The sequence below is a fragment of the Bifidobacterium sp. UTCIF-1 genome (assembly GCF_006408915.1).
Taxonomy (GTDB): Bacteria; Actinomycetota; Actinomycetes; order Actinomycetales; family Bifidobacteriaceae; genus Bifidobacterium; species Bifidobacterium reuteri.
Genome location: NZ_JFAG01000001.1, coordinates 77,153 through 101,436, shown reverse-complemented (window position 1 = coordinate 101,436; position 24,284 = coordinate 77,153). Strand labels below are relative to the sequence as shown.

The following is a 24,284-nucleotide window of genomic DNA, read 5'->3' as shown; positions in this document are numbered from 1 at the left end:
CTTAACGATTGCCGATATGGGACAGACCGGAACGTTGAGTTCAGAGGAGTGGAACAAGGCGGGAGAACTCAATGGCACCGTCCAACGACTACAGGCGCAGATCGACTCCTGGGACAAGACAGAAACATTGAAAACGAAGATGCAGTAGACATCCGCGGAACTGCAGGCACAACGGCCGAAGCTCATCGTACAGTGGTCTTCCTGAATGCCGACGAGCGGGCGCTCTATGGCAGACGATGGAACAAGATCGAAGAACAAGAGGAATCGTGACTACGCGAGGAGCTCTGCGGTAGGCGTGACTGTAGGCTGGAATTCATGCCTATCAATGCTCAGATTCTCGACAATCCGAAATCCGACCGAGTGCGCCGCATCGCCGACCTTGTACGCGACAAAGGCCGCGAACGCTCCGGACGCTTCCTCATCGAAGGCCCGCAGGCGGTGCGCGAAGCCGTCATCTGGAGGCCGGACGTGGTGCAGGATCTGTACGTGGAGGTCTCTCAGGCGCTGGAACATCCGCGCATCATCTCGTCCACGTTGGAGAAGATCGTGGACAAGTCGCAGGATTCCACGATCTACGTGCACCATTGCACCGGCGACGTCATCCGTCATATCAGCAAGGATGCGCAGGGCATTCTCGCCGTGGGCAACGCGCGCGCGATGCAATGCGACATCGAGGACCTCAGACTGGGCAGGAAGCCTCATATCGCCGCGTTCTGGCAGGTGCGTGACCCGGGCAACGCCGGCACGGTGATTCGTGCTGCCGACGCCGCCGGCTGCGACGCCGTGGTCTTCGTGGACGATTGCGTGGACCCGCTGAACCCCAAGGTCATCCGCTCCACCGTCGGCTCCCTGTTCCATCTGCCCGTGCTGCACATGGGCACCGACGAGTTCTTCGGCTGGGCGAAAGACCACGATATGGACGTGTGGGCTGCGGATGTATACGGCACCGAGGACCGCAGGCCGGAAAGCCTGCCCCAGGTGCTCGCCGACCCGGCGTCGGCAGACGAGGCCAAAGCCGTGCTGTTCGGCAACGAGGCGCGTGGATTGGAGCCGGAAATCCTTGGAAAATGCGACAGGATCGTGTCCATTCCGTTGTATGGCAAGGCCGAGTCGCTGAACCTCGGCACCTCGGCCGCAGTCATGTTGATGAGCTTGGCTATGTCGGGTCATATTGAAACAATGTGAGTTTGGAAAACGCTGCAAACAACAGAAAACCGCGTTGAGGAATCATCGAACGAAAGGGTTCTCGTGGCAGAACAAGTGGTGTTCGACGCCGACCAGGTGACCGCTGCGGTCGCCGAGGGCATCGAGAAAATCCAGAACGCCTCCGACCTGGAGGAGTTGAAAGCCATCAAGACGAAGTACGCAGGAGCCGAGTCCGTAATGACCCAGGCCAGCAAGGCCATCGGTTCATTGCCTGTGGATCAGAAGAAGGACGCCGGCAAGCTGATGAGCAAGCTGCGCGCCGACTTCGGCCGTGCCTACGGGCCGAAGGAGATCGAGCTCAAGGAAGCAGCCGAGAAGGCGGCGCTCGCAGCCGAGACCGTGGATATGACCCTGCCCGTGGACCGCAAGCCGCTTGGCGCGCGTCACCCGCTGGCCAAGCTGATGGAGGATGTCGAGGACTTCTTCATCTCCATGGGCTGGCAGATCTCCTCCGGTCCGGAGATTGAAGCCGAATGGTACAACTTCGACTCCCTGAACTTCGGCCCGGACCATCCGGCCCGTCAGATGCAGGATACCTTCTACGTCAAGGGCAACCAGGCCAAGGACGCCGCCGGCTTCGTCGGCTCCAATATGGTGGTGCGCACGCAGACCTCCTCCGATCAGGTCCGTGCCCTGCTCACCCGCGGCGTGCCGTTGTACATCGCCAGCCCGGGACGAGTGTTCCGCACCGACGAGCTGGACGCCACGCACACCCCGGTGTTCCATCAGTGCGAGGCGCTTGCCGTGGACAAGCACCTGACCATGGCCGATCTCAAGGGTGTGCTGGACAAGCTCGCCGTGGCCATGTTCGGTCCGGAAGCCAAGACCCGCCTGCGCCCGAGCTACTTCCCGTTCACCGAACCCAGCGCCGAACTCGACCTGTGGTTCCCAGACAAGAAGGGCGGTCCCGGCTGGCTCGAATGGGGTGGCTGCGGCATGGTGAACCCGAACGTATTGAAGTCCGCCGGCATCGATCCCGAGGTCTACACCGGCTTCGCCTTCGGCGTGGGCATGGAGCGCACGCTGCTGCTGCGCAGTGACATCAACGATATGCACGACCTGGTAGAAGGCGACGTGCGTTTCGCCGAACAGTTTGTGATGGGGGAGTGATTCAGCCATGCCTATGATCGACATTGATTGGCTCAAGGACCATGTCGAGGTTCCCGAAGGACTGACATACGAGCAGCTCGCCAAGGATCTGGTCAAAGTGGGTCTTGAGGAAGAGGAGATCCACGCCTCGCAGGTGACCGGTCCCATCGTGGTCGGCTATGTGGTCGACGCCACTCCGGAACCGCAGAAGAACGGCAAGATCATCAACTGGTGCCATGTGGACTGCGGCGATGAATGGAACGAGACCGACGAGAACGGCAACAAGGTGCCGCGTGGCATCATCTGCGGCGCTCCGAATATGAGGGCCGGCGAGAAGGTCGTCGTCACGCTGCCCGGTGCCGTGCTGCCCGGTGATTTCAAGATCGAGCCGCGCAAGACCTATGGCCACATCTCCAACGGCATGTGCGCGTCCGAACGTGAGCTCGGTCTCGGGGACAACCACAACGGCATCATCCTGCTGCACGAGTACGGCTTCACCGAAGCCGAATACGAGGCGTTGCAGCCAGGTCAGGACGCGATGCATCTGCTGCATCTCGATCAGCCGTTGCTGGAGATCAACATCACGCCCGATCGCGGATACACGCTGTCCTATCGTGGCGTGGCCCGCGAATACCACCACTCCACGGGCGAACCGTACACCGATCCGGCGGTGGCGCTGAACGAGAAGGCTCCGGAACCGGCCGACTACGCACCCGGCACCCAGCTTGACATGGACATCGAGATCGAGGACAACAATCCGATTCACGGCGTCCCCGGCTGCGACCGTTACTACGCGCGCGTGGTGCGCAACTTCGACCCGACCGCCAAGACCCCGAACTGGATGCGTCGCCGTCTGACCCGTGCAGGCATGCGTTCCCTGTCCCTGGCTGTGGACGTGACCAATTACGTGATGCTGGATCTCGGACAGCCGATGCATGCCTACGATCTGGACAAGCTCGAAGGTCCGATCGTGGTCCGTCGCGCGAATGCGGGCGAGAAGCTCACCACGCTTGACGGCAAGGAGCACGAGCTGAGCGTCGAGGACCTGCTGATCACCGATTCGCCGAACGGCGCCCGTGGCTCCCGCATCCTCGGCCTTGCCGGTGTGATGGGTGGTCTGTATGGTGAAGTGACCGCCGATACCAAGAATATCTTGCTGGAGGCCGCGCACTTCGACCAGGTGACGATCGCCCGGTCCGCGCGCCGACACAAGATCCCCTCCGAGGCGTCCCGTCGATTCGAGCGCGGCGTGGACACCGCTCTGCAGCCCGCAGCGGCCCAGATGGCGTCCGAGCTGCTCGCCAAGTACGGCAACGGTGAGCCCAGCGAACACCCGAATGACGTGAACAACACAGTTCGCCCCAAGGTCATTCATTTCAAGGCCTCCGAGGTGGCGCGCGTTGCAGGACTCGACGTGGACATCAACCGTGTCTCCGATATTCTCACCGACATCGGGTGCACTGTGGCCGGTGGCGGCAATGGCGAATTCTCCGTGACCCCGCCGACATGGCGTCCTGACCTGAATGCGCCGTGCGATCTGGTCGAGGAGATCGCCCGTCTGGTCGGCTATGACCAGATTCCCGTCACTGTGCCGCCTGCTCCGGTCGAGGGATTGGTCGGGCTGACCCCGAACCAGCTGCGTCGCCGTCGCATCGCCGACGAACTGGCCGAATACGGCATGGTGGAAGCGCTGAGCTACCCATTCGTGGGCGACGAGGACTACAAGGCTTTCCGCTACGACGCCGAGCAGACCAAGAAGGTCAGCGTGGAGATCGCCAACCCGCTGTATGGTGACCGTCCGTATCTGCGCCGCGACATCCTGCCGACCCTTGCCACCACGGTTCAGCGCAACATCCGCCGTGGCATCGAGAACGTATCCCTGTATGAACTCGGCCATGTCTATCTGTGGAACCCAGACGCCCCCGCCATTCCGGCGTTGCCGGGCGGCGTGCGTCCGACGGATGAGCAGCTTGCCGCGCTTGACGCCGGTCTGCCGGATCAGCCCGACCATGTGGCCGGCATCCTGACCGGCCTGGCCGAGGATTCCGGCTGGCTCGGTGACAAGCGTCCGGTGGATTGGTCCGACGCCGTCGAGGCTGTGCGCCGCATTGCCGGCCGCATCGGCGCTGTGATCGCTTTCGACCAGCCCAAGGCGGACGATGTACCTGCACAATGGCATCCGGGTCGTGCCGCCCGCGTCAAGGCCGGCGAAGTCTTCGTCGGCTGGGTGGGCGAGTTGCATCCGCGCGTCAACGAGGCGCTCGGCTTCCCCGAGCACTCCGCCGCCTTCGAACTGAACCTCACCGACCTGTTCTCCACGCTGACGGGCAAGCCGGTTCAGGCCAAGCCGATCTCCACGTTCCCGCCGGTCAAGCAGGATTTGGCCTTCACCGTGGACGACACGGTGAGCGCCGCACAGCTCGAGGATGTTATTCGCAAGGCCGCAGGCGCCAACCTCGAATCAATCGAGCTGTTCGACGTCTTCACCGGCGAGCAGGTGGGCGAAGGCAAGAAGTCCCTGGCCTATGCCGTCGTCTTCCGCTCCCCGAGCAAGACGCTATCCGCAGAAGACAGCGATGCCATCCGTCAGGCCATCGTGGCCGAAGCGGCGCAAATCGGTGCGCAATTGCGCGCCTGACCCACTGGTGGCCTGCACCGCAGGCCACCTCCAGCAAGTCGAATCAAAGGAGCACCATGAACCAGCCGGAACAGCAATCGCCGCAATACGGGCAGTACAAGAAGCCTGAATACGGTGCGATGTCTGGCCAGTACGGGCCCAACTACAACCCGTACATCTATGGTGCTCCCGATCCCGACCCCAACCAGCAGCAGGCAGCCGGTACCACGCAGAATGCCGGAGCTGCACAGCCCCAGAATGCGCAAGGGTATTATCCGGGTGGTTACCCGGGCGTTCAAGGGCAGCCCTACAATGCAGGCAATCAATATGGCAATCAATTCGGCGGGCCCGCGAACCAGGGTGCACAGCCTCATCAGCCCCGATACTATAACGGTGTCGATCTGAACGACCCCAATCAGAACCCGTTGTATGGGCATTGGGATTCGTATGCGATCATCTCATTCGTGTTGGCGCTCTTCTTCCCGGTACCGGTGCTTTCTGCGCTGATGGGCATCGTGGCCATGTGGCGCACCCGCACCTTCCACATGAAGGGTTTTGGCCTGGCCGTGGCTGCAGTGGTGCTCAACGTGCTGTACACGTTGGCGGTGCTGTGGATGACGTTCAACGGCTATGATCCGATGACTCTGTATCAGGATGCCCTGCAGCAGTTTGTCGGCGGCTCGGGATCATCCGGCGATTCCATCTCCGCCTGATTCGCCATTGCCTGTTGAGGCCGGAATCAGCAGACATCCGATTGTCGTGGTCGTCCATGTTATGACGCCCCGATGATGCCGTCCAACACACCATTGCATAACTATGCATAAGTTTGCATAATCATGTATACTCGTCTCTGTTGCTTCAATGGAAAAGAGATGAGTATGCCGAAATATTCAGTGGCCGTGGCTGGTGCCACGGGATATGCCGGAGGTGAGGCGCTGCGCATTCTTGCGGCCCACCCCGACTTCGAGGTCACATGCGTGGCCGGCCATTCGTCCGTGGGGGATTCCATGGCGAAACATATGCCGCATATTCCCCAGCTTGCCGATCTGACGGTGGAAGACACCACGCCGGAGGTGCTGAACGGCCACGATGTGATCATCCTCGCGCTGCCGCATGGCGCATCGGGCAAGCTCGCGGCGCAGCTCGACCCCGATGCGGTGGTCGTCGATCTTGGTGCCGACCATCGCCTTGAGAAGAGGTCCGCTTGGGATGAGTTCTATGGTGGCGATTTCTATGAGCATTGGACATACGGCATGCCCGAGCTTATCACCGGCAAGAACCCGGACGGTGCGTACACCCGGCAGCGCGAGGCCCTGCCCGGTGCCAAGCGCATCGCCGGACCGGGCTGCAACGTCACCGCCACGACGCTGGCATTGCAGCCGGCCATCGCCGAGGGGCTCGTGGATTCCAAGGATATCGTGGCCGATCTGGTCGTAGGCTATTCCGGTGCCGGCAAGAACCTGAAACGCACGAATCTGCTCGCTTCCGAGGCGTTGCAGTCCGCCTTGCCGTATTCGGTGGGGGGAACGCATCGTCATATCCCGGAGATTCTGCAGAACTTCGCCCATGCCTCCGGAGCGAGTGCTGCGGCGGCCAGTGAATTCACGCTTGGATTCACACCCATTCTGGCGCCGATGTCACGTGGCATTCTCGCCACCGTCTCCGCCCGCATGAACGCCAAGGCCCTCGCCATGAGCGACGCGGACATACGAGCCGTATGGTCCAAGGCATATGAGGGGCAGGACTTCATGGTGCTGTTGCCGGAAGGCATGCTGCCGGCAACCGGCAACATCATCGGATCCAACGCCGCGCACCTGCAGGTGGTCGTGGATCGCAGGTCCCAACGTCTGTACGCATTTGCGGCCATCGACAACCTGAACCGTGGCACAGCCGGACAGGCCGTGCAATCATTGAACATCGCACTGGGCCTGCCTGAAGACGCAGGTCTGACCAAGATTGGAGTAGCACCGTGAGCGTTACCCTTGCCCAAGGATTCTCAGCCGCCGGCGTTCAGGCCGGCATTTCCGCAGTCGCCGGCAAGAAGGACCTGGCCCTCGTGGTCAACAATGGGCCGTTGGATGCCGCAGCGGGCGTGTTCACCTCGAACCGATTCTGCGCCGCTCCCGTGCAGTGGAGCCGCGGCATCGTCGCGGACGGTCACGTCAAAGCCGTGATCCTCAATTCCGGCGGCGCCAATGCATGCACCGGGGAGGCCGGATACGCCCAGTCGAAGGCCACTGCGGAGAAGGTAGCCTCATTGGTCGGCGTCGAGCCCGATCGGGTGGCGGTGTGTTCCACAGGCCTGATCGGCGAACTCCTGCCGCTTGACCACGTGCTGGATGGTGCCGAGAAAGCCTACGCCGCGTTGGCGGACACTGCGGATGCCGGTGCGGACGCCTCCCATGCCATCATGACCACCGATACCAAACCCAAGACGGTCGAACTGACCGGCACTACCGGATGGAAGATCGGTGGCATGGTCAAGGGATCCGGCATGATCGCCCCCCAGCTGGCGACGATGCTGTGCGTCATCACCACGGACGCCGTGGTCTCCGCCGGACAGTTGCAGGCGGCGCTGACGGTGGCCGCCGAACACTCCTTCAACCGCATCGACGTGGACGGCTGCATGTCCACCAATGACACGGTGCTGCTGCTCGCATCCGGTGCCTCCGGCGTGGAGCCGGACAAGGATGAGTTCAACGATCTGGTCCGTCAGGCATGCGCCAGCCTCGCGCGACAGATCATCGGCGATGGCGAGGGCGCGTCCCATGACATCCGTATCACCGTCACCGGCGCCACCAGCGAGGAAGCGGCATTGGCCTGCGGCCGTGCCGTGGCAGCCTCGAACCTGCTCAAATGCGCGATCTCCGGCAACGACCCGAACTGGGGCCGAATCGTCAGCTCGCTGGGTACCGTGCCCGAGGATGTGGCGCCGTATGATGCCGACAAGGTGACCGTGGACGTGAACGGCGTGCGCATCTGCGAGAACGGCGGAGCCGGACGCGACCGCAGCGAGGTCGATATGACCCCGCGGGAGGTGCACATCGATATCGATCTGAACACCGGTTCGGATGCATGCGCCACGGTCTGGACCGACGACCTCACCCATGAGTATGTCCATATCAATGCCGATTACGAAAGCTGAGCAATGGTCGTGCGAGGGTTGAACCGGTGTTCGTTGTCCGACACGCTCCGGGCCGCTCAGGCCAAGTCCTTACGGTCGGACAACGAGCACCGGCATCAAACCCTTACTCGGTTGAATACATATGAGGGGAAAACAGTAGATTTATGGCTAGTGAAGTAAAGGGACCAGGGTTCCACTTCGACGTGCATACGGATCTGCGCGCCGATCAGAAGGCGGAAGTGCTCATCGAGGCTCTGCCGTGGCTGGAGGAGTTCGCCGGCCAGCGCATCGTGGTCAAATATGGCGGCAATGCCATGGTGGACGAGCATCTCAAGCAGTGCTTCGCCGAAGACATGGTGTTCCTGCGCCAGGTCGGCATCCATCCGATCGTGGTCCATGGTGGTGGCCCGCAGATCTCCCAGATGCTGAAGGCGTTGGGCATCAAATCCGAGTTCAAGGGTGGACTGAGAGTCACCACTCCCGAGGCCATGGATGTGGTGCGTATGGTGCTGACCGGCAAGGTCTCCCGTGAACTGGTTGGCCTGATCAATGCGCACGGGCCGCTGGCGGTTGGCTTGTCCGGTGAGGATGGGGGCTTGTTCTCCGCGACGCAGCGCAAGCCGGTGATCGACGGTCAACCCACCGACATAGGTCTGGTCGGCGACGTGGTATCCGTGGATGCCTCCGCCGTTGAGGATCTTGTGGCGGCAGGCCGGATCCCGGTCGTCTCCTCGGTCGCGCCGAACGAGGAGGACGCCACCGAAGTGCTCAATGTCAACGCCGATTCCGCCGCCGCGGCGCTGGCTGCGGCGGTAGGCGCCCACAAGCTGGTGATCCTGACCGACGTCGACGGCCTGTACGCCGATTGGCCGGACCGGAACTCGTTGATCGGACGCATCGGCGTGGAGAACCTGAGGGACATGCTGCCCGATCTTGAGTCCGGCATGCGCCCGAAAATGGAGGCGTGCGTGCGCGCCATCGACGGCGGCGTGCCACAGGCCCACATCATCGACGGTCGCAAACCGCATTCGATCCTGAACGAGATATTCACCTCCGCTGGTATAGGCACCATGGTCGTGCCCGAGGACGGACTGGAAATGAGGAGCTCTTATGTCTACTGAACAGCCAATCGAGCATAAGGAAACACTGGGGGACGAAGACAGCAAATGGCTGGGTGAATACTCCCGAGTGCATATGAACGTGTTCGGTACGCCGCTGCGTGTCATGGACCATGGCCAAGGTGCACACCTGTGGGATGTGGATGGCAACGAATATCTGGACTTCCTCGGGGGCATCGCGGTCAATTCCCTCGGCTATGCACACCCCAAGTGGGTGAAGGCCGTATCCGAACAGGCCGCGAAGGTAGCCCATATCAGCAACTATTTCGCCTCCGAGCCGCAGATCGAACTTGCCGCCAAGCTGGTGAAGCTCGCGGGCGCTCCGGAAGGCTCCAAGGTGTACTTCGGCAATTCCGGTGCCGAGGGCAACGAGGCCGCATTGAAGCTCGCCAAACTGTACGGCCGCACGTTGCCGGGCGCCCTGCCCTCAGTGGGGGGCAAGCCGGCACGCATCATCGCCATGACCCAGGGATTCCACGGCCGTACCATGGGCGCTCTTTCCGCGACGTGGAAGCCCGGTATCCGAAAGCAGTATGACCCGTTGGTGCCGAATATCGAGTTCGTGCGCCCGGGTGACAAATACGCCCTGCACGACGCCTTCGCGCAGACCGGTATCGGCCATTACGGCAAGGGTCCGGTCGCCGCAGTGATCCTGGAGCTCATCCAGGGCGAGGCCGGCGTCAAGCCGCTGGGTGCCGACTATGTGCGATTCGTGCGCGAGATGTGCGACATCAATCACGCGCTGCTTATCATCGACGAAGTGCAGACCGGCATCGGCCGCACCGGCGCATGGTTCGCCTTCCAGCGCGAGGATCTGGCCGGCGGCGTGGTTCCGGATATGGTCACCTTCGCCAAGGGTGTGGCGGGCGGTTTCCCGATGGGCGGCATGATCGCATTCGGCGCCGAACTCGCCGCGTTGTTCACGCCGGGTTCGCATGGCTCCACATTCGCCGGCAATCCTCTGGGCGCCGCGGCGGGCCTCGCCACACTCGGAGTCATTGAGGAGGATGATCTGGTTGCCAATGCCGAAGCGCGCGGCAAGCAGCTGCGCGAAGGCATCATGGCCACCGGTAATCCGCTGTACGTGTCCGTGCGGGGAGCGGGGCTTCTGGACGCCGTGGAACTCAAGCACCCGTGCGCGCACGCGGTGATGAACTACTGCCTCGAGCACGGGCTGATCGTCAACGCAGTGGCACCTGACGCGCTGCGGTTCGCCCCGCCGCTGATCGTCACCGAACAGGACGTTGACGAAGCCCTCGCCGTACTCAAGACCGTGCCCGTTGATCTGCCCAACGACTGATTGCCGAACCGTAAAGGAGCAACACCATGACCCCAGAATTACGACACATGCTGCGTGATGACGATCTCGACCATGACGAGCAGAAGCAGGTGCTTGAACTCGCCATCAAGTTCCATCACGACCGTTTCTACAAGCAGCCGTTCGCAGGCCCCCAGGCTGTCGCCGTATTGTTCGACAAGCCATCCACCCGAACCCGTTCCAGCTTCTCCATCGGCGTGGCGGAGCTTGGCGGATACCCGCTCGTCATCGACAAGTCCGGTTCGCAGCTCGGCCGCGGCGAACCAGTCGCCGATACCGCACGCGTGCTCGACCGCATGGCGTACGGCGTGGTATGGCGCACCTTCGGCCAGGACCGCGTGGAGGAAATGGCCAAGTACTCCACCCATCCCGTCATCAACGCGCTGACCGATGACTTCCACCCGTGCCAGATCCTCGCCGACTTCCAGACCATCGCCGAGCACCGCGGTGGCGTCGACAATCTGAAGAACCAGACCATCGCCTACGTGGGCGATGCGGCCAACAACATGTCCAACTCTTATCTGCTCGGTGGCGCTGTGGCGGGCATGAACGTGCGCGTCGCCGGTCCGCAGGGGTATCTGCCCCGTCCGGATATCGTCGCCGACGCCGAACGCATCGCAGCCGAGAACGGTGGTTCCATACTGGTCACCACCGATGCCCGTGAAGCTGTGAAGGATGCCGACTGCGTGTTCACCGACACGTGGGTCTCGATGGGTGAGGAAGCCGAATACGCCATTCGTTCCAAGCCGTTCTGGGACTATCAGGTCAACGCCGAATTGATGGCGCTCGCCAAGCCGGATGCGCTCTTCCAGCATTGCCTGCCTGCATATCGTGGCAAGGAGGTCACCGCTGAGGTGATTGACGGGCCGCGATCCGTGGTTTGGGATGAAGCGGAGAACCGTCTGCATGCGCAGAAAGCGCTGATGACATGGCTGGCCGGCAAGGCCCGCGGGGACGAAAGCCTGCTGGCATGAGCGACTCCTCTCCGTCGCTGCAGCGGCCGGCCACCCGGGCAGCCAGGCTCAGTGCCATTGAGCAGGCGTTGGCCACGCATATCGTCACCTCGCAATCGCAGCTTTCCAAAATACTGATCGATGAGGGCATCGCGGTGACGCAGGCTACGCTGAGCCGCGATTTGGATGAGATGCATGCGGTGAAGACCCGGTTGAAGGACGGTACGGTGGCATACGCGGTCGAACGCGGTGCCGCCGCGCCGGACGGGGATGCGATGGGGGAGCGCACGGAGGCGCAGATGTCCCGTGTGCTGAGCGGTCTGGTCACCTCGGTGGCCGCCGCCCGCAACCTCATCGTGGTGCACACGCCTTCCGGTGCCGCCCAATACGTGGCGTCGGTGATCGACAAGCAGCCGATCGATGGGGTGCTGGGCACCATAGCCGGAGACGATACGGTGATGATCATCTGTTCCGATGACGCCACTGCAGGCGATAGAGCCGACTGGCTGCTCGCCCTTGCGTCGAAATGACGTCCTCGTAAAAGGCTTTTTGCGTGCTGGGATTGTCTTTCGCCCAACACGCCGTGCATAAATATGCATACCTCTGTATATAATTGCATTCAGTTTGTTTTTTTATCGTTTAGGAAAGGGAAGCAATGGCAGACAACAAGCGCATTGTTCTGGCTTATTCCGGTGGTCTCGACACCTCCGTCGCCATCTCGTATCTGAAGGAACGTACCGGCAAGGATGTCGTTGCCGTGTCCCTCGACGTCGGTCAGGGCGGTGAAAGCCTTGAGACCATCAAGCAGCGCGCGCTTGCCTGCGGTGCCGTGGAGTCCTATGTGGTGGACGCCCGTGACGAGTTCGCCAATGAGTACTGCATGAAAGCCCTGAAGGCCAACGCCATGTATGAGGGCGTCTACCCGCTGGTCTCCGCCATCTCCCGTCCGCTGATCTCCAAGCACCTCGTGCGCGCCGCCCACCAGTTCGGTGCTGACACCATCTCCCACGGCTGCACCGGCAAGGGCAACGACCAGGTCCGCTTCGAGGTGTCCATCGCCTCCATCGACCCCACGCTGAAGGCCATCAGCCCGATTCGCGACCTCTCCCTCACCCGTGACGTGGAGATCGCGTTCGCCAAGGAACACAAGCTGCCTATCACCCAGACCGAGAAGTCCCCGTACTCCATCGATCAGAACGTGTGGGGCCGCGCCATCGAGACCGGCTTCCTCGAGGATCCGTGGAACGGTCCGACCAAGGACTGCTACTCCTACACCGACGACCCGGCCTTCCCGCCTGTCGAGGATGAGGTGGTCATCGAGTTCAAGCAGGGAATCCCGGTCAAGATCGACGGCCGCGACGTCACCCCGCTGCAGGCCATCGAGGAGATGAACCGTCGCGCCGGCGCCCAGGGCATCGGCCGTATCGATCTCATCGAGGATCGTCTCGTCGGCATCAAGTCCCGTGAGCTGTACGAGGCTCCGGGTGCTGTGGCCCTCATCACCGCGCATCAGGAGCTCGAGAACTGCTGCCTCGAGCGCGAGCAGCACCGCATCAAGCGTGACATCGACAAGCGCTGGGGCGAGTTGGTCTACGATGCGCAGTGGTTCTCCCCGGCCACCCAGTCGCTTAACGCCTTCATCGAAGACACCCAGAAGTACGTCTCCGGCGAGATCCGCATGATCCTGCACGGTGGTCGCGCAGTCGTCACCGGCCGTCGCTCCGACTCCTCGCTGTACGACTACAAGCTCGCCACCTACGATTCCGGCGACACGTTCGACCAGAAGTCCTCCAACGGCTTCATCGACATCTACGGTCTGCCGTCCCGCGTGGCCGCAGCCCGCGACGTCAAGTTCGGCAACGGCATCGAGGTGCCGTCCAACACCGTGGAGTAGGTTCCGACTCAATCCGATTCCAAGTCGATGCGGCAATCTGCATGCCGCAACGCCATATTGAACTCCCCTCAGCAATGAGGGGAGTTTTTGTTATGCGCGTGTGGCCTTTCCTCGTAAGCGAGTTCAAGTGTGTCGCGTGCGAAGTTCGTTGATTATATCGTTGGCTCCCCTTGTCAGGGGAGCGCCCGCGAAGCGGGAATGAGGGGTAGTTGAATTCGCCAGCGAATTTCTGATGCAGATTCTCGGTAAAAATAGCCTCCGGGGCGCGTGATATGACAGAAATACGCAAAACTGTTATAGAAGATATAGAACAAATAGTATGATTGGTGTGGGAAAGGAGAGGCTGTGATTATCGAGGTCGACCAGCGAAGCGACGTACCGATCTATGAGCAACTGCATCGCCAAATCATCGCTGCAATAGCCAACGATGAACTTGTCCTGGGCGACCAGCTGCCTTCGGTCCGTTCGCTGGCTGTAGATCTGGGTATCAACCTGCACACGGTGAACAAGGCCTATGCATTGCTGAGGGATGAGGGCTACATCGTGATGCGACGCGGGTCGGGCGCGCTTGTCGCCGATCGGCGTGATGGCTCAGGCGAGGTGAACCTGATGGCTGAAATGCAAGACAAGCAGATGAACGATGACTTGTATCGTCTGGCTTTGGCCTATAAGGCCCGTGGCGGAGCCGCGGCGGGGTTCCTTGATGCCGCAGAGCGTCAGTGCGGGCGCGCATATCGGAAATGCAACAGTTGAAAGGAGTGTTGTGATGGATAACATCAATACGATGACTGTGGCGACGAACATCATGCTGGGGCTGTTCTTTCTGTTGCTGGTATTGATGACCGCCAGTGTTTCGATGGTGCCATGGATCGCCGACCGGCATGCGGTGTTCGGAGTCAGTGTGCCGTTGTCCGCCCATACGGACAGACGCATTCGTGGATATAAAGCGATGTACGCGTGCAATATAGTGAGTTGTGGCATTATTGCCCTGCTTATCGATGCGATGATTTGGCGTAATTTCGGCATGGCCGGTGCGCTCTGGGCGTTGTTCATCAGTTCGCTGGTGATTGCGGCAATGGGGTTTATCGCGCAGCAGAGGTATCGGCGTCTTACGCTCGAGCTCAAGAAGGAGCGCGGCTGGACCGCGACCGGCGAGCGTCATGCCGTGTTGGTGGGGGAGCGGGACAATCCACAGCCGTTGGGTCTTGCGTGGGAGCTCTTGCATGTCGTGGCGATTGCCGTCACGATAGCGGTTGGTGTGCTTGGCTATGACCATATGCCGGAACGGGTGGCGATGCATGCGAATGCTGCCGGGCAGATCGATGGCTGGGTGGACAAGGGCCCGATGCTGATTTGGTATCCGGTGATCGTGCAGGTGCTGCTGGCTGTGGTCATGACGGCCGGTCACGCTGCGATTATCTATGCCAAGCATCCCATCGACCCGGACCATCCTGCCACCACAGGGTATGCCTATGGCGTGTTCTCCCGCGTGTGGAGCATCTACATGCTGGTCATCGGACTGCTGACTGCCGGTGGCGTCGGTCTGGGCATACAGCTGTCCAACATAGGGGTGATCACGCTGGGGACGTTTGGCGTATTCGCCATGTTCATCGCCGTGGTGGCCCTGTTGGGCGCACTGGTGATAGGCCTGTATTACGGGCAGAACGGATCCCATGAATATGCGGAGCGCCGTTCGGTGACTATGGGCCGTGGCGGCGAGGATGCTGCAACCGATGGTGATGAGCCGATGCCATATGATGACGACCGACATTGGGTGGCAGGCGTGTTCTACGTCAATCATGACGATCCTGCCGTCATGGTGCCCAAGCGTTTCGGCGTCGGATGGACGGTCAACTTCGCCCGCCCGTCGGTGATCATCGTGTCTGTGGTCCTCATTGTGGTTTGCATCGGTTCGCTGGTGGTCGCGGTGATGTAGGCAAGAGATATCTTGAAGGGGTCATTGTCTGCTCAACGTTGGTAAGGGAACTGGTCGTGTTACCGATACATGGCAATTCGCATCCGCTTGGGAACAGCGTAAGTATGAATTGCTGCAGAACATCAAGAAATCCTTGCTTGACGAGATGATTGTGTGAGGGAGGCGGTAATGACCACGTTGGAACGGGAGCTGCTCATTTATTACGACCGTGAGATTGTCCAGCGTATATGCAGCAAATACGGTTTTTCTCCTATGAAGGCGCTGGAATCCTTCATTCGTTCGTAGACGTACGCCATGCTGCGCGATCCGGAATTGGCGATGACCGAGTTTTCTCCTGCGGGCATCTTCGACATGTGGGAGGTAGAACAGATCACCGGTGATCCTAGGGATTCACTGTATTTGAGGAGGGATGAGGTTGACGCGTGAAATGAGCTTCTTCATCTACCTACTGGAGCAATATGCCGGCGACAAGGCCGTTCTGCCTCCGATGTACTGCGTGAATGGGACGAGCACGGCGTCACGCAGGAGATCTACGACATGTACGAGATGTACCATCAGGAAAGCATCTGCAATGCCTACGAGGATATCGATCATCTCGTAGCTACCGGCGAACACAAATGGTGAGGAAGTTGCATGATGAGCAGATAAATGAGCAGATAAACGCATCTGATGATGTTATTGTCAGTAACACTGACAATAACGCTGACAATACTGGCCGCTTCAAAGCTCAGAAGCACAGGGAGGGTGGAATCATGACTCGTAAAAGTCCTCGGTGCTGTACTCCTTCCATTTGAGATACATCTCGCGATAGTTCTTTTTGATGAATTTTTGGATGATGCCGACTTCTTTGGCTGTGAGTCGTCCCTGTCGTTCTAATGTCGTATCGCCATTTGGTTTGACAAAGAACTTCGCTGAGCCGGTTTCAGTCAATTTGGTATCACTGGCATGGACATGCATGCATTCAATCACGCAGAAGGAAGTGAAGTAGAGGTAATAGCCGGCAACCATGAATTGGAAGTATTTAGGCATGATCCAAGAACTCCTTATTGGCACGGTAGTACTCTTGGACAATGCCGATCTCCATATCGTCCATGCTGGTTTCGAGCAGGCTGCCGTCGCTATTGAGCACGGCTGCTGATGTGGGAACGTTAAGGTTCAATACTCTTACATGGCCGTTATCGACAGGAGTGAATGCGTAGCCATTGATGATCATTCCAGCCGAATCGGCTATTGCCCTGATGTCAGTCATGAGCGATTTTCACTTTCTTTATGGGTTGCATGAACGAATTGGCATTGATGTACAAGTCGTTGAGTATCGGCTCCAGATCGATGTATTCCTCTTCTGGAACAGTGTTTTGCTTGTATTGGGCGTCTACCACGAGATAGCCGTTATCCCACTGTTTGACATCAGTGTATCGTTCTAAGGAGTATGGGGCTCGGAACCGTATACGCAGTTTGCCGTATTGAAACACGGTGAATCCATTCTCCGCGCTTAGGTATGCGGTGTCATTCGGCGTTGTGATCGTCACGGTTCGCTGCTCCTTCCTTGATATGGCATCCTTGGCGTGTCAATGCACGTAATGCAATGTTGTGCTGATAGCCATTATAGATTGTGATGAAACTCCGGGCTTGTGCCTGAAGGTGCTTCGCAGCTACCAGTACATCGCCGCCAATGCCATCTCCGACCGGGTACGCAAATGCGATTGGGAACAACGGCCGGCCTTGCCCGGTCGCCCCGGTGGATACGTATGGCATACCACCGGTTCCGGGAAGACCATGACCAGTTTCAAATCGGCACAGCTCATCGCCGATTCCAAGAATGCCGACAAGGTCGTGTTCCTTATGGATCGCATTGAACTGGGGACACAATCACTGAAGGAATACCGCAGTTTTGCGGACAATGAGGATGATGTGCAGGGCACCGAGAACACCGGCGTGCTGCGACATCGTCTTGCCAGCGCGGATCCAAAGGACACGCTTATCGTCACCTCAATCCAGAAAATGAGCAACATCAAGCTTGGCGAAGGCGGCGTTACCCAAGCCGAATTGGACAATATGGCAAGCAAGCGCATCGTCTTCATCGCTGATGAATGTCATCGCTCCACCTTTGGCGACATGCTGCAGGACATCCGGCGATCCTTCCCGAACGCTCTGTACTTCGGATTTACCGGCTTCGACTCGAAATGGGTGAACACGCTGTATCTCGATAAGGTAATTGAAAACGAAAGCAAAAGCATTATTCAGGCGTTCAGCCGCACCAATCGACTCTTCGGACCGGACAAGCCCTTTGGAATGATTCGTTACTATCGCAAGCCCCATACCATGCGCGACAACATCGCGCGTGCGGTCAGGCTTTATTCCGGTGACCGGCCACTCGACCTGTTCGTACAAAAACTGCCACAGAACGTGGCCTCCATGAATGCGCGTTACCGGGAGATTCTAAGCGTGTTCAACGATTCAGGGCAATCGGACCTGCGGCAGCTGCCCGAGTCGGTGGAATCCAAGCGCAAGTTCGCCAAGGAATTTGTGGAGCTCAATCAATTCCTGGAAGCGGCGAAAGTACAAGGATTCGACGGGAACAAAGAATCATTCGAGTTCACGGATGAGAATGGCGACTCAGTGAACGTGCGCCCGGAGCTTGACCAACGCACATATCTGATACTGGCGCAACGATACAAGGAGCTCTTCGGTGACAAGTCGGAAGGAGACAACGCGCCGGGTGACGGCAAGGATGACGACGAAGCTCCGTATGAGCTGGACGGGTATCTGACCGCCATCGATACCGGGCTGATAGACACGGATTACATGAATGCCAACTTCACCAAATGGCTCAAAGCGTTGCGCGAAGAAAGCGCTGAATTGACCAAGGTGACGACGGAATTGCACCGCTCGTTCGCGACGCTCTCGGCCGATGAACAACGACTCGCGGAACTGTTCTTGCGTGACGTGGAACGTGGTGATGTGACCGTCGAGGACGGCATGACATTGCGTGGCTACATCACCCGTTATGCGCGGCGTGAGAAGGACGGACAGATAGACAAGCTCGTGGGCTACTTCGGAGTGCGGCGCTCTCTCGTAGAGGAGTTCATAGGCCAGTTCATCACTGAGGCGAACATCAACGAATTCGGACGGCTTGATGCCTTGTATGACTCCATCGACAAAAAGTTATCGAAATCCACGCTAGAAGTATGGATGGGTGTGATTATTTCACAGCCCAAAGCGAATCGGACAGTGCGAAACCTGCTGAGGCGTTTCGTGTTGGGAGGTGGATTCGATGTCGATGAAACGCTTGAAAAGATGCGAATTGCGAAAGGCGAGGAGGAATCGGACGATACGCCGCGTGATGTAGCCCAACGCTGATACTCTGACAGACAGTCGCAAACCATATGAATGCATGTAAAGTGCGCCATCGTGCACGCACGCGCATTCCCCCCCCGGGATATCGCATGACGCGCAGGAACGCGAAGGAGTAACGCATGACCGAATCCAACCAGCAGTCCGAACACCTCGCCCTGTGGGGCGGCCGCTTCACCTCCGGCCCCTCGCCCGAGCTGGCCCGCCTGTCCAAGTCCACCCAGTTCGACTGGCGCCTCGCGGACGATGACATCGCCGGCTCGCGAGCCCACGCCCGCGCGCTCGGCCGCGCCGGACTTCTGACCGCTGACGAGCTTCAGCGCATGGAAGATGCGCTCGACACCCTGCAGCGCCGGGTGGACGACGGCTCCTTCGCACCCATCGAAGACGATGAGGACGAGGCCACCGCGCTCGAACGCGGCCTGATCGACATTGCCGGTGACGAGCTCGGCGGCAAGCTTCGCGCCGGACGCTCACGCAACGATCAGATTGCCTGCCTGATCCGCATGTGGTTGCGCCGCCACTCCCGCGTGATCGCAGGGCTCCTGCTCGACCTTGTCAACGCGCTCATCGAACAGAGCGAAAAGGCCGGCCGTACCGTGATGCCCGGACGCACCCACATGCAGCACGCCCAGCCGGTGCTGCTGGCCCACCAGCTCATGGCCCACGCCTGGCCTCTCATCCGCGACGTGCAGCGCCTCATCGACTGGGACAAGCGCATCAACGCCTCCCCGTACGGCTCCGGCGCGCTCGCCGGCAACACGCTTGGCCTCGACCCGGAGGCCGTAGCCCGCGAGCTCGGATTCTCCCGCGTGACCGACAACTCCATCGACGGCACTGCCGCGCGCGACCTCGTGGCCGAATTCGCGTTCGTCGCCGCCATGACCGGCGTGGACATCTCCCGTCTCTCTGAGGAGATCATCATCTGGAACACGCAGGAATTCGCGTTCGTGCGCCTTGATGACGCCTATTCCACAGGCTCCTCCATCATGCCGCAGAAGAAGAACCCGGACATCGCCGAGCTGGCCCGCGGCAAGTCCGGCCGTCTCATCGGCGATCTCACCGGTCTGCTGGCCACGTTGAAGGGCCTGCCGACCGCATACGCGCGCGACCTGCAGGAAGACAAGGAAGCCGTGTTCGATCAGGTCGACACGCTGGAGGTGCTGCTGCCCGCCTTCACCGGTATGGTTCGCACCATGCGCTTTGACGCCGACCGTCTTGAAGCCGAGGCTCCCACCGGCTTCGCACTGGCCACCGACATCGCCGAATGGCTGGTCAAGAACGGCGTGCCGTTCCGCCATGCCCACGAGCTCTCCGGCGCATGCGTCAAGATCGCCGAAGGTCGCGGCCAGGAGCTCTGGGACCTGACCGACGAGGACTTCATCGACACCTTCGCCGCATTCCTGCCTGCCGATAAGGCCCCGGGCGTGCGTCAGGTGCTCTCCAGCCACGGTTCTGTGGACTCCCGCAACGGCAAGGGAGGCACCGCCTACGGTCGCGTGCGCGAGCAGATCGCCGATGCCAAGGCGCAGGTCGAGGAGCTCAAGCTCTTCCCGGCTTCCACGTCGGACGGCTCCGCCTACAAGGCGCCCGGCACGTTCTGAGTGCCATACGGCTCCCCCTCGCGCGAGAGGGGAGCTTTTTCATTTGTCCATATGTCACAGAGGGTCTCTACACTGGGCAACTGTAACGAACGGGAGCCGAAAGGCTGAGAGGAAGCGCCAGCTTCGACCGGGGAACTTGACGCGGGTCATGCCGCCGTAAGGAATCGTTGTTGAGCGGTTTGCCAAGTTGCCCGTAGCAGTCTTCAGTTTCCGTGAACACAACTAAGCCGTACAGGCTGTTTGTTGGCGTAGCCAATGCGCCGAAAAACAGGCTGGCGGTCGCATGACAGGGTTCATGAATGGGCGCACCACTTACGGTACGGTTCGTTTCGTGCGCCCTTTTTTAGTATTCGGAAAGGGGACCGCAATGCAGGTCAACGGAGAGCAGGTCAAGCTCGAGCAGCCGGTCAGTGTGGCCGACTATCTCGAAACGCATGGATTCCGCGCCGAGCGTGTGGCCATCGAACTCAATGGCGAGATTATCCCACGCGAGAAACGTGCCGGAACCATGCTCGACGACCAATGCGTCATGGAGATCGTGCAGTTCGTGCAGGGTGGCTGACTTCGCGCTTCACCCGTCGGCTCCATTGGCCTCCAGTGACAAGGAGAGCCGGAAACATCATCAATCCAATGAAGGGAACATCATGAGCAATATCAATCCGGTCACCGAAGCATCCGTCGAAGCTACGCCGTTGCCGCCGCAGCCCAAGGTCGTCAATCCGGTCGGCACCGCAGCGCCGATGCTGCCGGTCGAAGACAAACCTCTCAATCTCGGCGGCCATGAATTCGAGTCCCGGTTCATTCTGGGCTCCGGTCGTTACGACCTGAACCTCATCAAGGCCACCGTCGAGCACGCCGGCACGCAGATCGTCACCATGGCATTGCGCCGTGCCCAGACCACCGAGAACAGCGTGCTCGACTACATCCCCGAAGGCATCACACTGCTGCCGAACACCTCCGGCGCGCGCAACGCCGAGGAGGCCGTGCGCATCGCGCGTCTCGCACGAGAGGTGTGCCACACCGATTTCGATGCTCCTATTTATTGTCAAATGGTTGAGAGTGTTGTGTCGTCGGGGTGGTGATGGAGTGTATCCATTGGGTGGCGCGTTGTTCGAGTTCGGGCAGGTTGCGGGTCCCGCGTTCGATTTCGCTGATTCTGCTGGAGGGTACGGCCAATGCCTCGCCGACCTGTTGCTGCGTGATGCCGTGGCTCGTGCGCAGACGGCGTAGTCGCGCGCCGCGTTCCCGCGGTGTTTCTCGTTGTCCTGCGTTGCCGTTGCGTATGGCGAGAAGCGCCTTGTACGCTTCGCGGGCGATGTAGCGTTTGAGGCAGCGGATGATTTCGAGTTTGCTTTTGCCTTCCCTGGTTTTCTTTGACACGTAGTCGCGGGTTGGCTGGTGGTATCTGAGTCTGACGATGGCGATGCGGTGCAGCGCCATGTTGCCTTGCCTGTTGCCGCCCCGGTTGAGCCTGTGGCGGTTGGTTTTGCCGCTGGACGCGGGGATGGGGCACGCGCCGCAGAGTTTGGCGAACGCAGCCTCGTCGCGGATGCGTTCGGGGTTGTCCCCGGCGACGATGGCGATCGTGGCCGCAGTGATGGTGCCGGCGCAGTAGATGTCGAGCAGGGGACGCGCGTTGGCCTCGAGGATGCGGCGCATGCGTTCCTCGAGCAGGTCGGCCTGCTCCTTGAGTGTTTTCCACGCCTTGGCGGCGCTTTTGAGCGCGGTGAGCACGCTGTGTGCGACGAGGCCTCCTGACGGCCGGCATGAGGCAAGGTGGTTCATGCGGGTCTCGGTGCGCAGCCCCCGGTATCGTTCCCTGACCGGTTCGGGGGCGGTGACCAGCAGGCCTCCGGTGGAGTTGGCCAGCATGGTCATCGCCGCGACCAGCTGGGAGCGTTCCGCGTTCAGGTGCCGTAGCGCCTCGACCCAGCCGTCCGAGCTTTTCGGCAGGCTCGTCGCTTCGCCGGCGAGCACGCCGCGCGCGGCGGCGATCGCGTCGATGGGATCGGATTTCCCGTCCTTGCGTCGCACGCCGCGGTTCGGCCTGAGCACCTCGTATACGGGGAACCCTCCGGCCGAGAGCCGTCTGGCCAGCGCCGCGCCGAACGAGTTCGTGCCCTCCACGCCAATTCCGGCACAGCGTGAGGGCTTGCCGAGGGCGTCGATCAGGCGTCCGTATCCGTCCGGGCTGGTCTCGAACGTTTCGGTGGAAATGACCCTGCCGTTCGTGTCGAGCAGGGCGAGGGTGTGGGTGTCGGCATGGGTGTCCACGCCGGCGATGACCGTGGTCGGCGGCTCCATCGTCGTCTCCTTCGTCGGTTCGTTGCCTTCCCGGGGCGTTCCGGCCCAGACAGGACGTTGACGGGACACGCTACCATGGTTCTTGCAGGGATCCGATGGAGCGTCCACGCTCCTATGAGGTCATGCGCCATGCGCCTCCGGGTCGGTGGCCGGGCGGGACAAATCAAAATAAGGACAGGCCCCGCTAGCCGGGGCCGTCAGTCAAGTTTGGGGTCACCGCCAGGCCGCCACTTCCATTATCACCGGCCAGCTAAACCGGCATAACCATTATCAACGTCAAAGTCGAAATCGAGCATGAGACCAAATACCTGCTGCCGGACAACGCCGAAACCATTCGCGCCACCGAAATGCTGGCCAAGGAAGGGTTCGTCGTCATGCCGTACATGTTCCCGGACCCCATCGCCGCACGTCAGCTCGAGGAGGCCGGTGCTGCCGCGGTCATGCCGCTCGGTTCGCTCATCGGCTCCAATATGGGACTGCGTATGCGCGATTTCATCGAGATCATCATCGCCAACGCCAATGTGCCGGTGATCATCGACGCCGGCATCGGTCGTCCGAGTCAGGCGTGCGACGCGATGGAGATGGGCGCGGACGCCGTCATGGCGTACACCGCAGTGGCCTCGGCGGGCAATATTCCTCTGATGGCCGAGGCGTTCAAGAACGCCATCAACGCCGGCCGTGCAGCCTACCTGTCCGGTCTCGGCAAGGTGACCGAAGGGCAGGCCGTGCCGTCCAGCCCGACTACGGGGTATCTGCACTGATATCGGGAATGACTCCCTTCGGTCCGTCCGGCTCCCCCCAGAAGAGGGGAGCCGAGTGAGGGGTCTGGCGTCGCGGTTCCCTCAAGTGAGGGGAATCGAGCGGGGGTCTGGCGTCGCAGTTTCTCTCGCTTGGGGGCGAGGTGTGGGCTTCCTCGCTTGAGGGAGTCAGGATTATGGAGAAAACATGGCATTATCTGACGAACAGCTCGAACGATACTCCCGTCACCTCATTTTGAAGGGTGTGGGCGTCAAGGGGCAGAAGAGGCTGCTTGCCGCCAGCGTGCTCATCATCGGCGCGGGCGGACTCGGTTCACCAGCAGCCCTGTATCTGGCGGCTGCAGGCGTGGGACGCATCGGACTCGTGGACGGTGATGTGGTCGATCTGAGCAATCTTCAGCGTCAGATCATCCACACCACTGCCGCAGTCGGCACCCCCAAAGTGGAGTCGGCGGCAGCCGCCATCCGTGAGCTCAACCCGGACGTAACGGTTGAAACCCATCAGGAATTGGTTGACGCCAGCAACATCGCATCGCTGATTAAGCCATATGATCTGGTGATTGACGCCACGGACAATTTCGCGGCGAAATTCCTCATCAACGACGCCTGCGTGCTGTCCGGCAAGCCGTTCATTCACGCCGGCGTGGTCGGGTTCGCCGGTCAGGTGATGGATGTCGTGCCAGGCGAAGGCCCCTGCTACCGCTGCATTTTCCGCGACATGCCCGCAGCGGGTGAGATTCCGACCTGTAAGGAGGCCGGTGTGCTGGGTGCCGTGGTCGGCGTGGTCGGCAGCCTTGAAGCCACTGAAGCCGCCAAACTCATCGTCGGCGTGGGGGAGCCGCTGGTGGGCCGCATGCTCACCGTCGATGCGCTGACGATGAACATCCGCCGTGTGCTGCTGCCCTCGCATGTGCCGGACTGCCCGGTGTGCGGCGACCATCCGACCATCACCACGCTCGATCCGGCCAACTACGTCCAGCCGGCCTGCGCCATCTGAACCGCACCATCG

24 protein-coding genes, 2 pseudogenes and 1 riboswitch are annotated in these 24,284 nt (G+C 60.6%); of the genes and pseudogenes, 22 read left to right on the top strand and 4 right to left on the bottom strand.

What is annotated here, in order from left to right; translation table 11 throughout:
• The first annotated feature begins 16 nt into the window (after positions 1 to 16).
• The 16 genes from BW09_RS11035 (at position 17) to BW09_RS11305 (ending at position 15,879) form a co-directional block, all read left to right on the top strand.
• Entirely contained in the window at positions 17 to 148 is a 132-nt protein-coding gene (locus BW09_RS11035) for a hypothetical protein (RefSeq protein WP_258184893.1), read from the top strand.
• A 167-nt stretch (positions 149 to 315) separates the two neighbouring features.
• On the top strand, positions 316 to 1,185 hold the full coding sequence (locus tag BW09_RS00445) for an RNA methyltransferase (RefSeq protein ID WP_140462512.1): 870 nt from the start codon (positions 316 to 318) through the stop codon (positions 1,183 to 1,185).
• A gap of 63 nt (positions 1,186 to 1,248) precedes the next feature.
• Positions 1,249 to 2,316, top strand: coding sequence for a phenylalanine--tRNA ligase subunit alpha (gene pheS / locus BW09_RS00440; protein WP_140462511.1), 1,068 nt, complete (start codon positions 1,249 to 1,251; stop codon positions 2,314 to 2,316).
• Positions 2,317 to 2,323: 7 nt separating this feature from the next.
• A complete protein-coding gene (gene pheT, locus BW09_RS00435) occupies positions 2,324 to 4,933 on the top strand; it encodes a phenylalanine--tRNA ligase subunit beta (RefSeq protein ID WP_140462510.1) in 2,610 nt (869 codons plus the stop codon).
• A gap of 56 nt (positions 4,934 to 4,989) precedes the next feature.
• Positions 4,990 to 5,625: a DUF4190 domain-containing protein gene (locus BW09_RS00430; protein ID WP_140462509.1), complete on the top strand. Its 636-nt coding sequence runs from the start codon at positions 4,990 to 4,992 to the stop codon at positions 5,623 to 5,625.
• Between the two features lie 165 nt (positions 5,626 to 5,790).
• Positions 5,791 to 6,885, top strand: a complete 1,095-nt coding sequence (gene argC / locus BW09_RS00425; RefSeq protein ID WP_140462508.1) for an N-acetyl-gamma-glutamyl-phosphate reductase — start codon at positions 5,791 to 5,793, stop codon at positions 6,883 to 6,885.
• Entirely contained in the window at positions 6,882 to 8,057 is a 1,176-nt protein-coding gene (gene argJ, locus BW09_RS00420; RefSeq protein WP_140462507.1) for a bifunctional glutamate N-acetyltransferase/amino-acid acetyltransferase ArgJ, read from the top strand. Before argC ends, argJ begins: the two co-directional genes overlap by 4 nt.
• 143 nt (positions 8,058 to 8,200) lie before the next feature.
• Positions 8,201 to 9,157 (top strand): acetylglutamate kinase, encoded by a 957-nt coding sequence (argB, locus tag BW09_RS00415; protein ID WP_044088594.1) that lies wholly within the window; start codon positions 8,201 to 8,203, stop codon positions 9,155 to 9,157.
• A complete protein-coding gene (locus BW09_RS00410) occupies positions 9,147 to 10,454 on the top strand; it encodes an acetylornithine transaminase (RefSeq protein ID WP_044088592.1) in 1,308 nt (435 codons plus the stop codon). The genes argB and BW09_RS00410 overlap by 11 nt, the downstream gene beginning before the upstream one ends.
• 26 nt (positions 10,455 to 10,480) lie before the next feature.
• Positions 10,481 to 11,446 carry an ornithine carbamoyltransferase gene (argF, locus tag BW09_RS00405; RefSeq protein WP_044088591.1) on the top strand — a complete coding sequence of 322 codons (966 nt, stop codon included), beginning with the start codon at positions 10,481 to 10,483 and terminating at the stop codon, positions 11,444 to 11,446.
• On the top strand, positions 11,443 to 11,955 hold the full coding sequence (locus BW09_RS00400) for an arginine repressor (RefSeq protein WP_044088589.1): 513 nt from the start codon (positions 11,443 to 11,445) through the stop codon (positions 11,953 to 11,955). Before argF ends, BW09_RS00400 begins: the two co-directional genes overlap by 4 nt.
• A 125-nt stretch (positions 11,956 to 12,080) precedes the next feature.
• Positions 12,081 to 13,319 (top strand): argininosuccinate synthase, encoded by a 1,239-nt coding sequence (locus BW09_RS00395; RefSeq protein WP_044088588.1) that lies wholly within the window; start codon positions 12,081 to 12,083, stop codon positions 13,317 to 13,319.
• A 345-nt stretch (positions 13,320 to 13,664) separates the two neighbouring features.
• Positions 13,665 to 14,072 carry a GntR family transcriptional regulator gene (locus BW09_RS00390; RefSeq protein ID WP_044088587.1) on the top strand — a complete coding sequence of 136 codons (408 nt, stop codon included), beginning with the start codon at positions 13,665 to 13,667 and terminating at the stop codon, positions 14,070 to 14,072.
• A 13-nt stretch (positions 14,073 to 14,085) separates the two neighbouring features.
• Positions 14,086 to 15,255 (top strand): DUF1648 domain-containing protein, encoded by a 1,170-nt coding sequence (locus tag BW09_RS00385; RefSeq protein WP_223847846.1) that lies wholly within the window; start codon positions 14,086 to 14,088, stop codon positions 15,253 to 15,255.
• A 294-nt stretch (positions 15,256 to 15,549) separates the two neighbouring features.
• A complete protein-coding gene (locus tag BW09_RS11030) occupies positions 15,550 to 15,681 on the top strand; it encodes a hypothetical protein (protein WP_258184892.1) in 132 nt (43 codons plus the stop codon).
• Positions 15,682 to 15,711: 30 nt separating this feature from the next.
• Positions 15,712 to 15,879: a DUF3791 domain-containing protein gene (locus BW09_RS11305; protein ID WP_202962227.1), complete on the top strand. Its 168-nt coding sequence runs from the start codon at positions 15,712 to 15,714 to the stop codon at positions 15,877 to 15,879.
• 126 nt (positions 15,880 to 16,005) lie between these two features.
• On the opposite strand, the gene BW09_RS00370 is transcribed toward BW09_RS11305, so the two are convergent.
• The 3 genes from BW09_RS00370 to BW09_RS00360 are packed head-to-tail and all read right to left on the bottom strand — an operon-like array spanning position 16,006 to position 16,784.
• Positions 16,006 to 16,284: a DUF4160 domain-containing protein gene (locus tag BW09_RS00370; RefSeq protein ID WP_044088586.1), complete on the bottom strand. Its 279-nt coding sequence runs from the start codon at positions 16,282 to 16,284 to the stop codon at positions 16,006 to 16,008.
• The gene (locus tag BW09_RS00365) at positions 16,277 to 16,504 is read right to left on the bottom strand and encodes a hypothetical protein (RefSeq protein WP_044088584.1); all 228 of its coding nucleotides are present in this window, start codon (positions 16,502 to 16,504) and stop codon (positions 16,277 to 16,279) included. Before BW09_RS00365 ends, BW09_RS00370 begins: the two co-directional genes overlap by 8 nt.
• Positions 16,497 to 16,784 carry a hypothetical protein gene (locus BW09_RS00360; RefSeq protein ID WP_202962223.1) on the bottom strand — a complete coding sequence of 96 codons (288 nt, stop codon included), beginning with the start codon at positions 16,782 to 16,784 and terminating at the stop codon, positions 16,497 to 16,499. Before BW09_RS00360 ends, BW09_RS00365 begins: the two co-directional genes overlap by 8 nt.
• A 61-nt stretch (positions 16,785 to 16,845) precedes the next feature.
• Here BW09_RS00360 and BW09_RS00355 point away from each other — a divergent pair, with 61 nt between their 5' ends.
• From BW09_RS00355 to BW09_RS00340, 4 genes and pseudogenes are all read left to right on the top strand, one after another.
• On the top strand, positions 16,846 to 18,615 hold the full coding sequence (locus BW09_RS00355; protein ID WP_081886603.1) for a DEAD/DEAH box helicase family protein: 1,770 nt from the start codon (positions 16,846 to 16,848) through the stop codon (positions 18,613 to 18,615).
• A gap of 116 nt (positions 18,616 to 18,731) precedes the next feature.
• Positions 18,732 to 20,213 (top strand): argininosuccinate lyase, encoded by a 1,482-nt coding sequence (gene argH, locus BW09_RS00350; RefSeq protein WP_140462506.1) that lies wholly within the window; start codon positions 18,732 to 18,734, stop codon positions 20,211 to 20,213.
• Positions 20,214 to 20,292: 79 nt separating this feature from the next.
• A riboswitch (TPP riboswitch) is annotated at positions 20,293 to 20,394 on the top strand.
• Between the two features lie 186 nt (positions 20,395 to 20,580).
• On the top strand, positions 20,581 to 20,775 hold the full coding sequence (thiS, locus tag BW09_RS00345; protein WP_140462505.1) for a sulfur carrier protein ThiS: 195 nt from the start codon (positions 20,581 to 20,583) through the stop codon (positions 20,773 to 20,775).
• A gap of 82 nt (positions 20,776 to 20,857) precedes the next feature.
• A pseudogene (locus tag BW09_RS00340) lies at positions 20,858 to 21,241 on the top strand (thiazole synthase); the annotation flags it as partial.
• 7 nt (positions 21,242 to 21,248) lie between these two features.
• Here the strand turns inward: BW09_RS00340 and BW09_RS00335 are convergent.
• A complete protein-coding gene (locus BW09_RS00335) occupies positions 21,249 to 22,517 on the bottom strand; it encodes an IS110 family transposase (RefSeq protein ID WP_140462504.1) in 1,269 nt (422 codons plus the stop codon).
• A gap of 275 nt (positions 22,518 to 22,792) precedes the next feature.
• On the opposite strand from BW09_RS00335, the pseudogene BW09_RS00330 reads away from it, so the two are divergent.
• A pseudogene (locus BW09_RS00330) lies at positions 22,793 to 23,278 on the top strand (thiazole synthase); the annotation flags it as partial.
• Positions 23,279 to 23,462: 184 nt separating this feature from the next.
• Positions 23,463 to 24,272: a thiazole biosynthesis adenylyltransferase ThiF gene (thiF, locus tag BW09_RS00325; RefSeq protein ID WP_140462503.1), complete on the top strand. Its 810-nt coding sequence runs from the start codon at positions 23,463 to 23,465 to the stop codon at positions 24,270 to 24,272.
• The last annotated feature ends 12 nt before the right edge of the window (positions 24,273 to 24,284 follow it).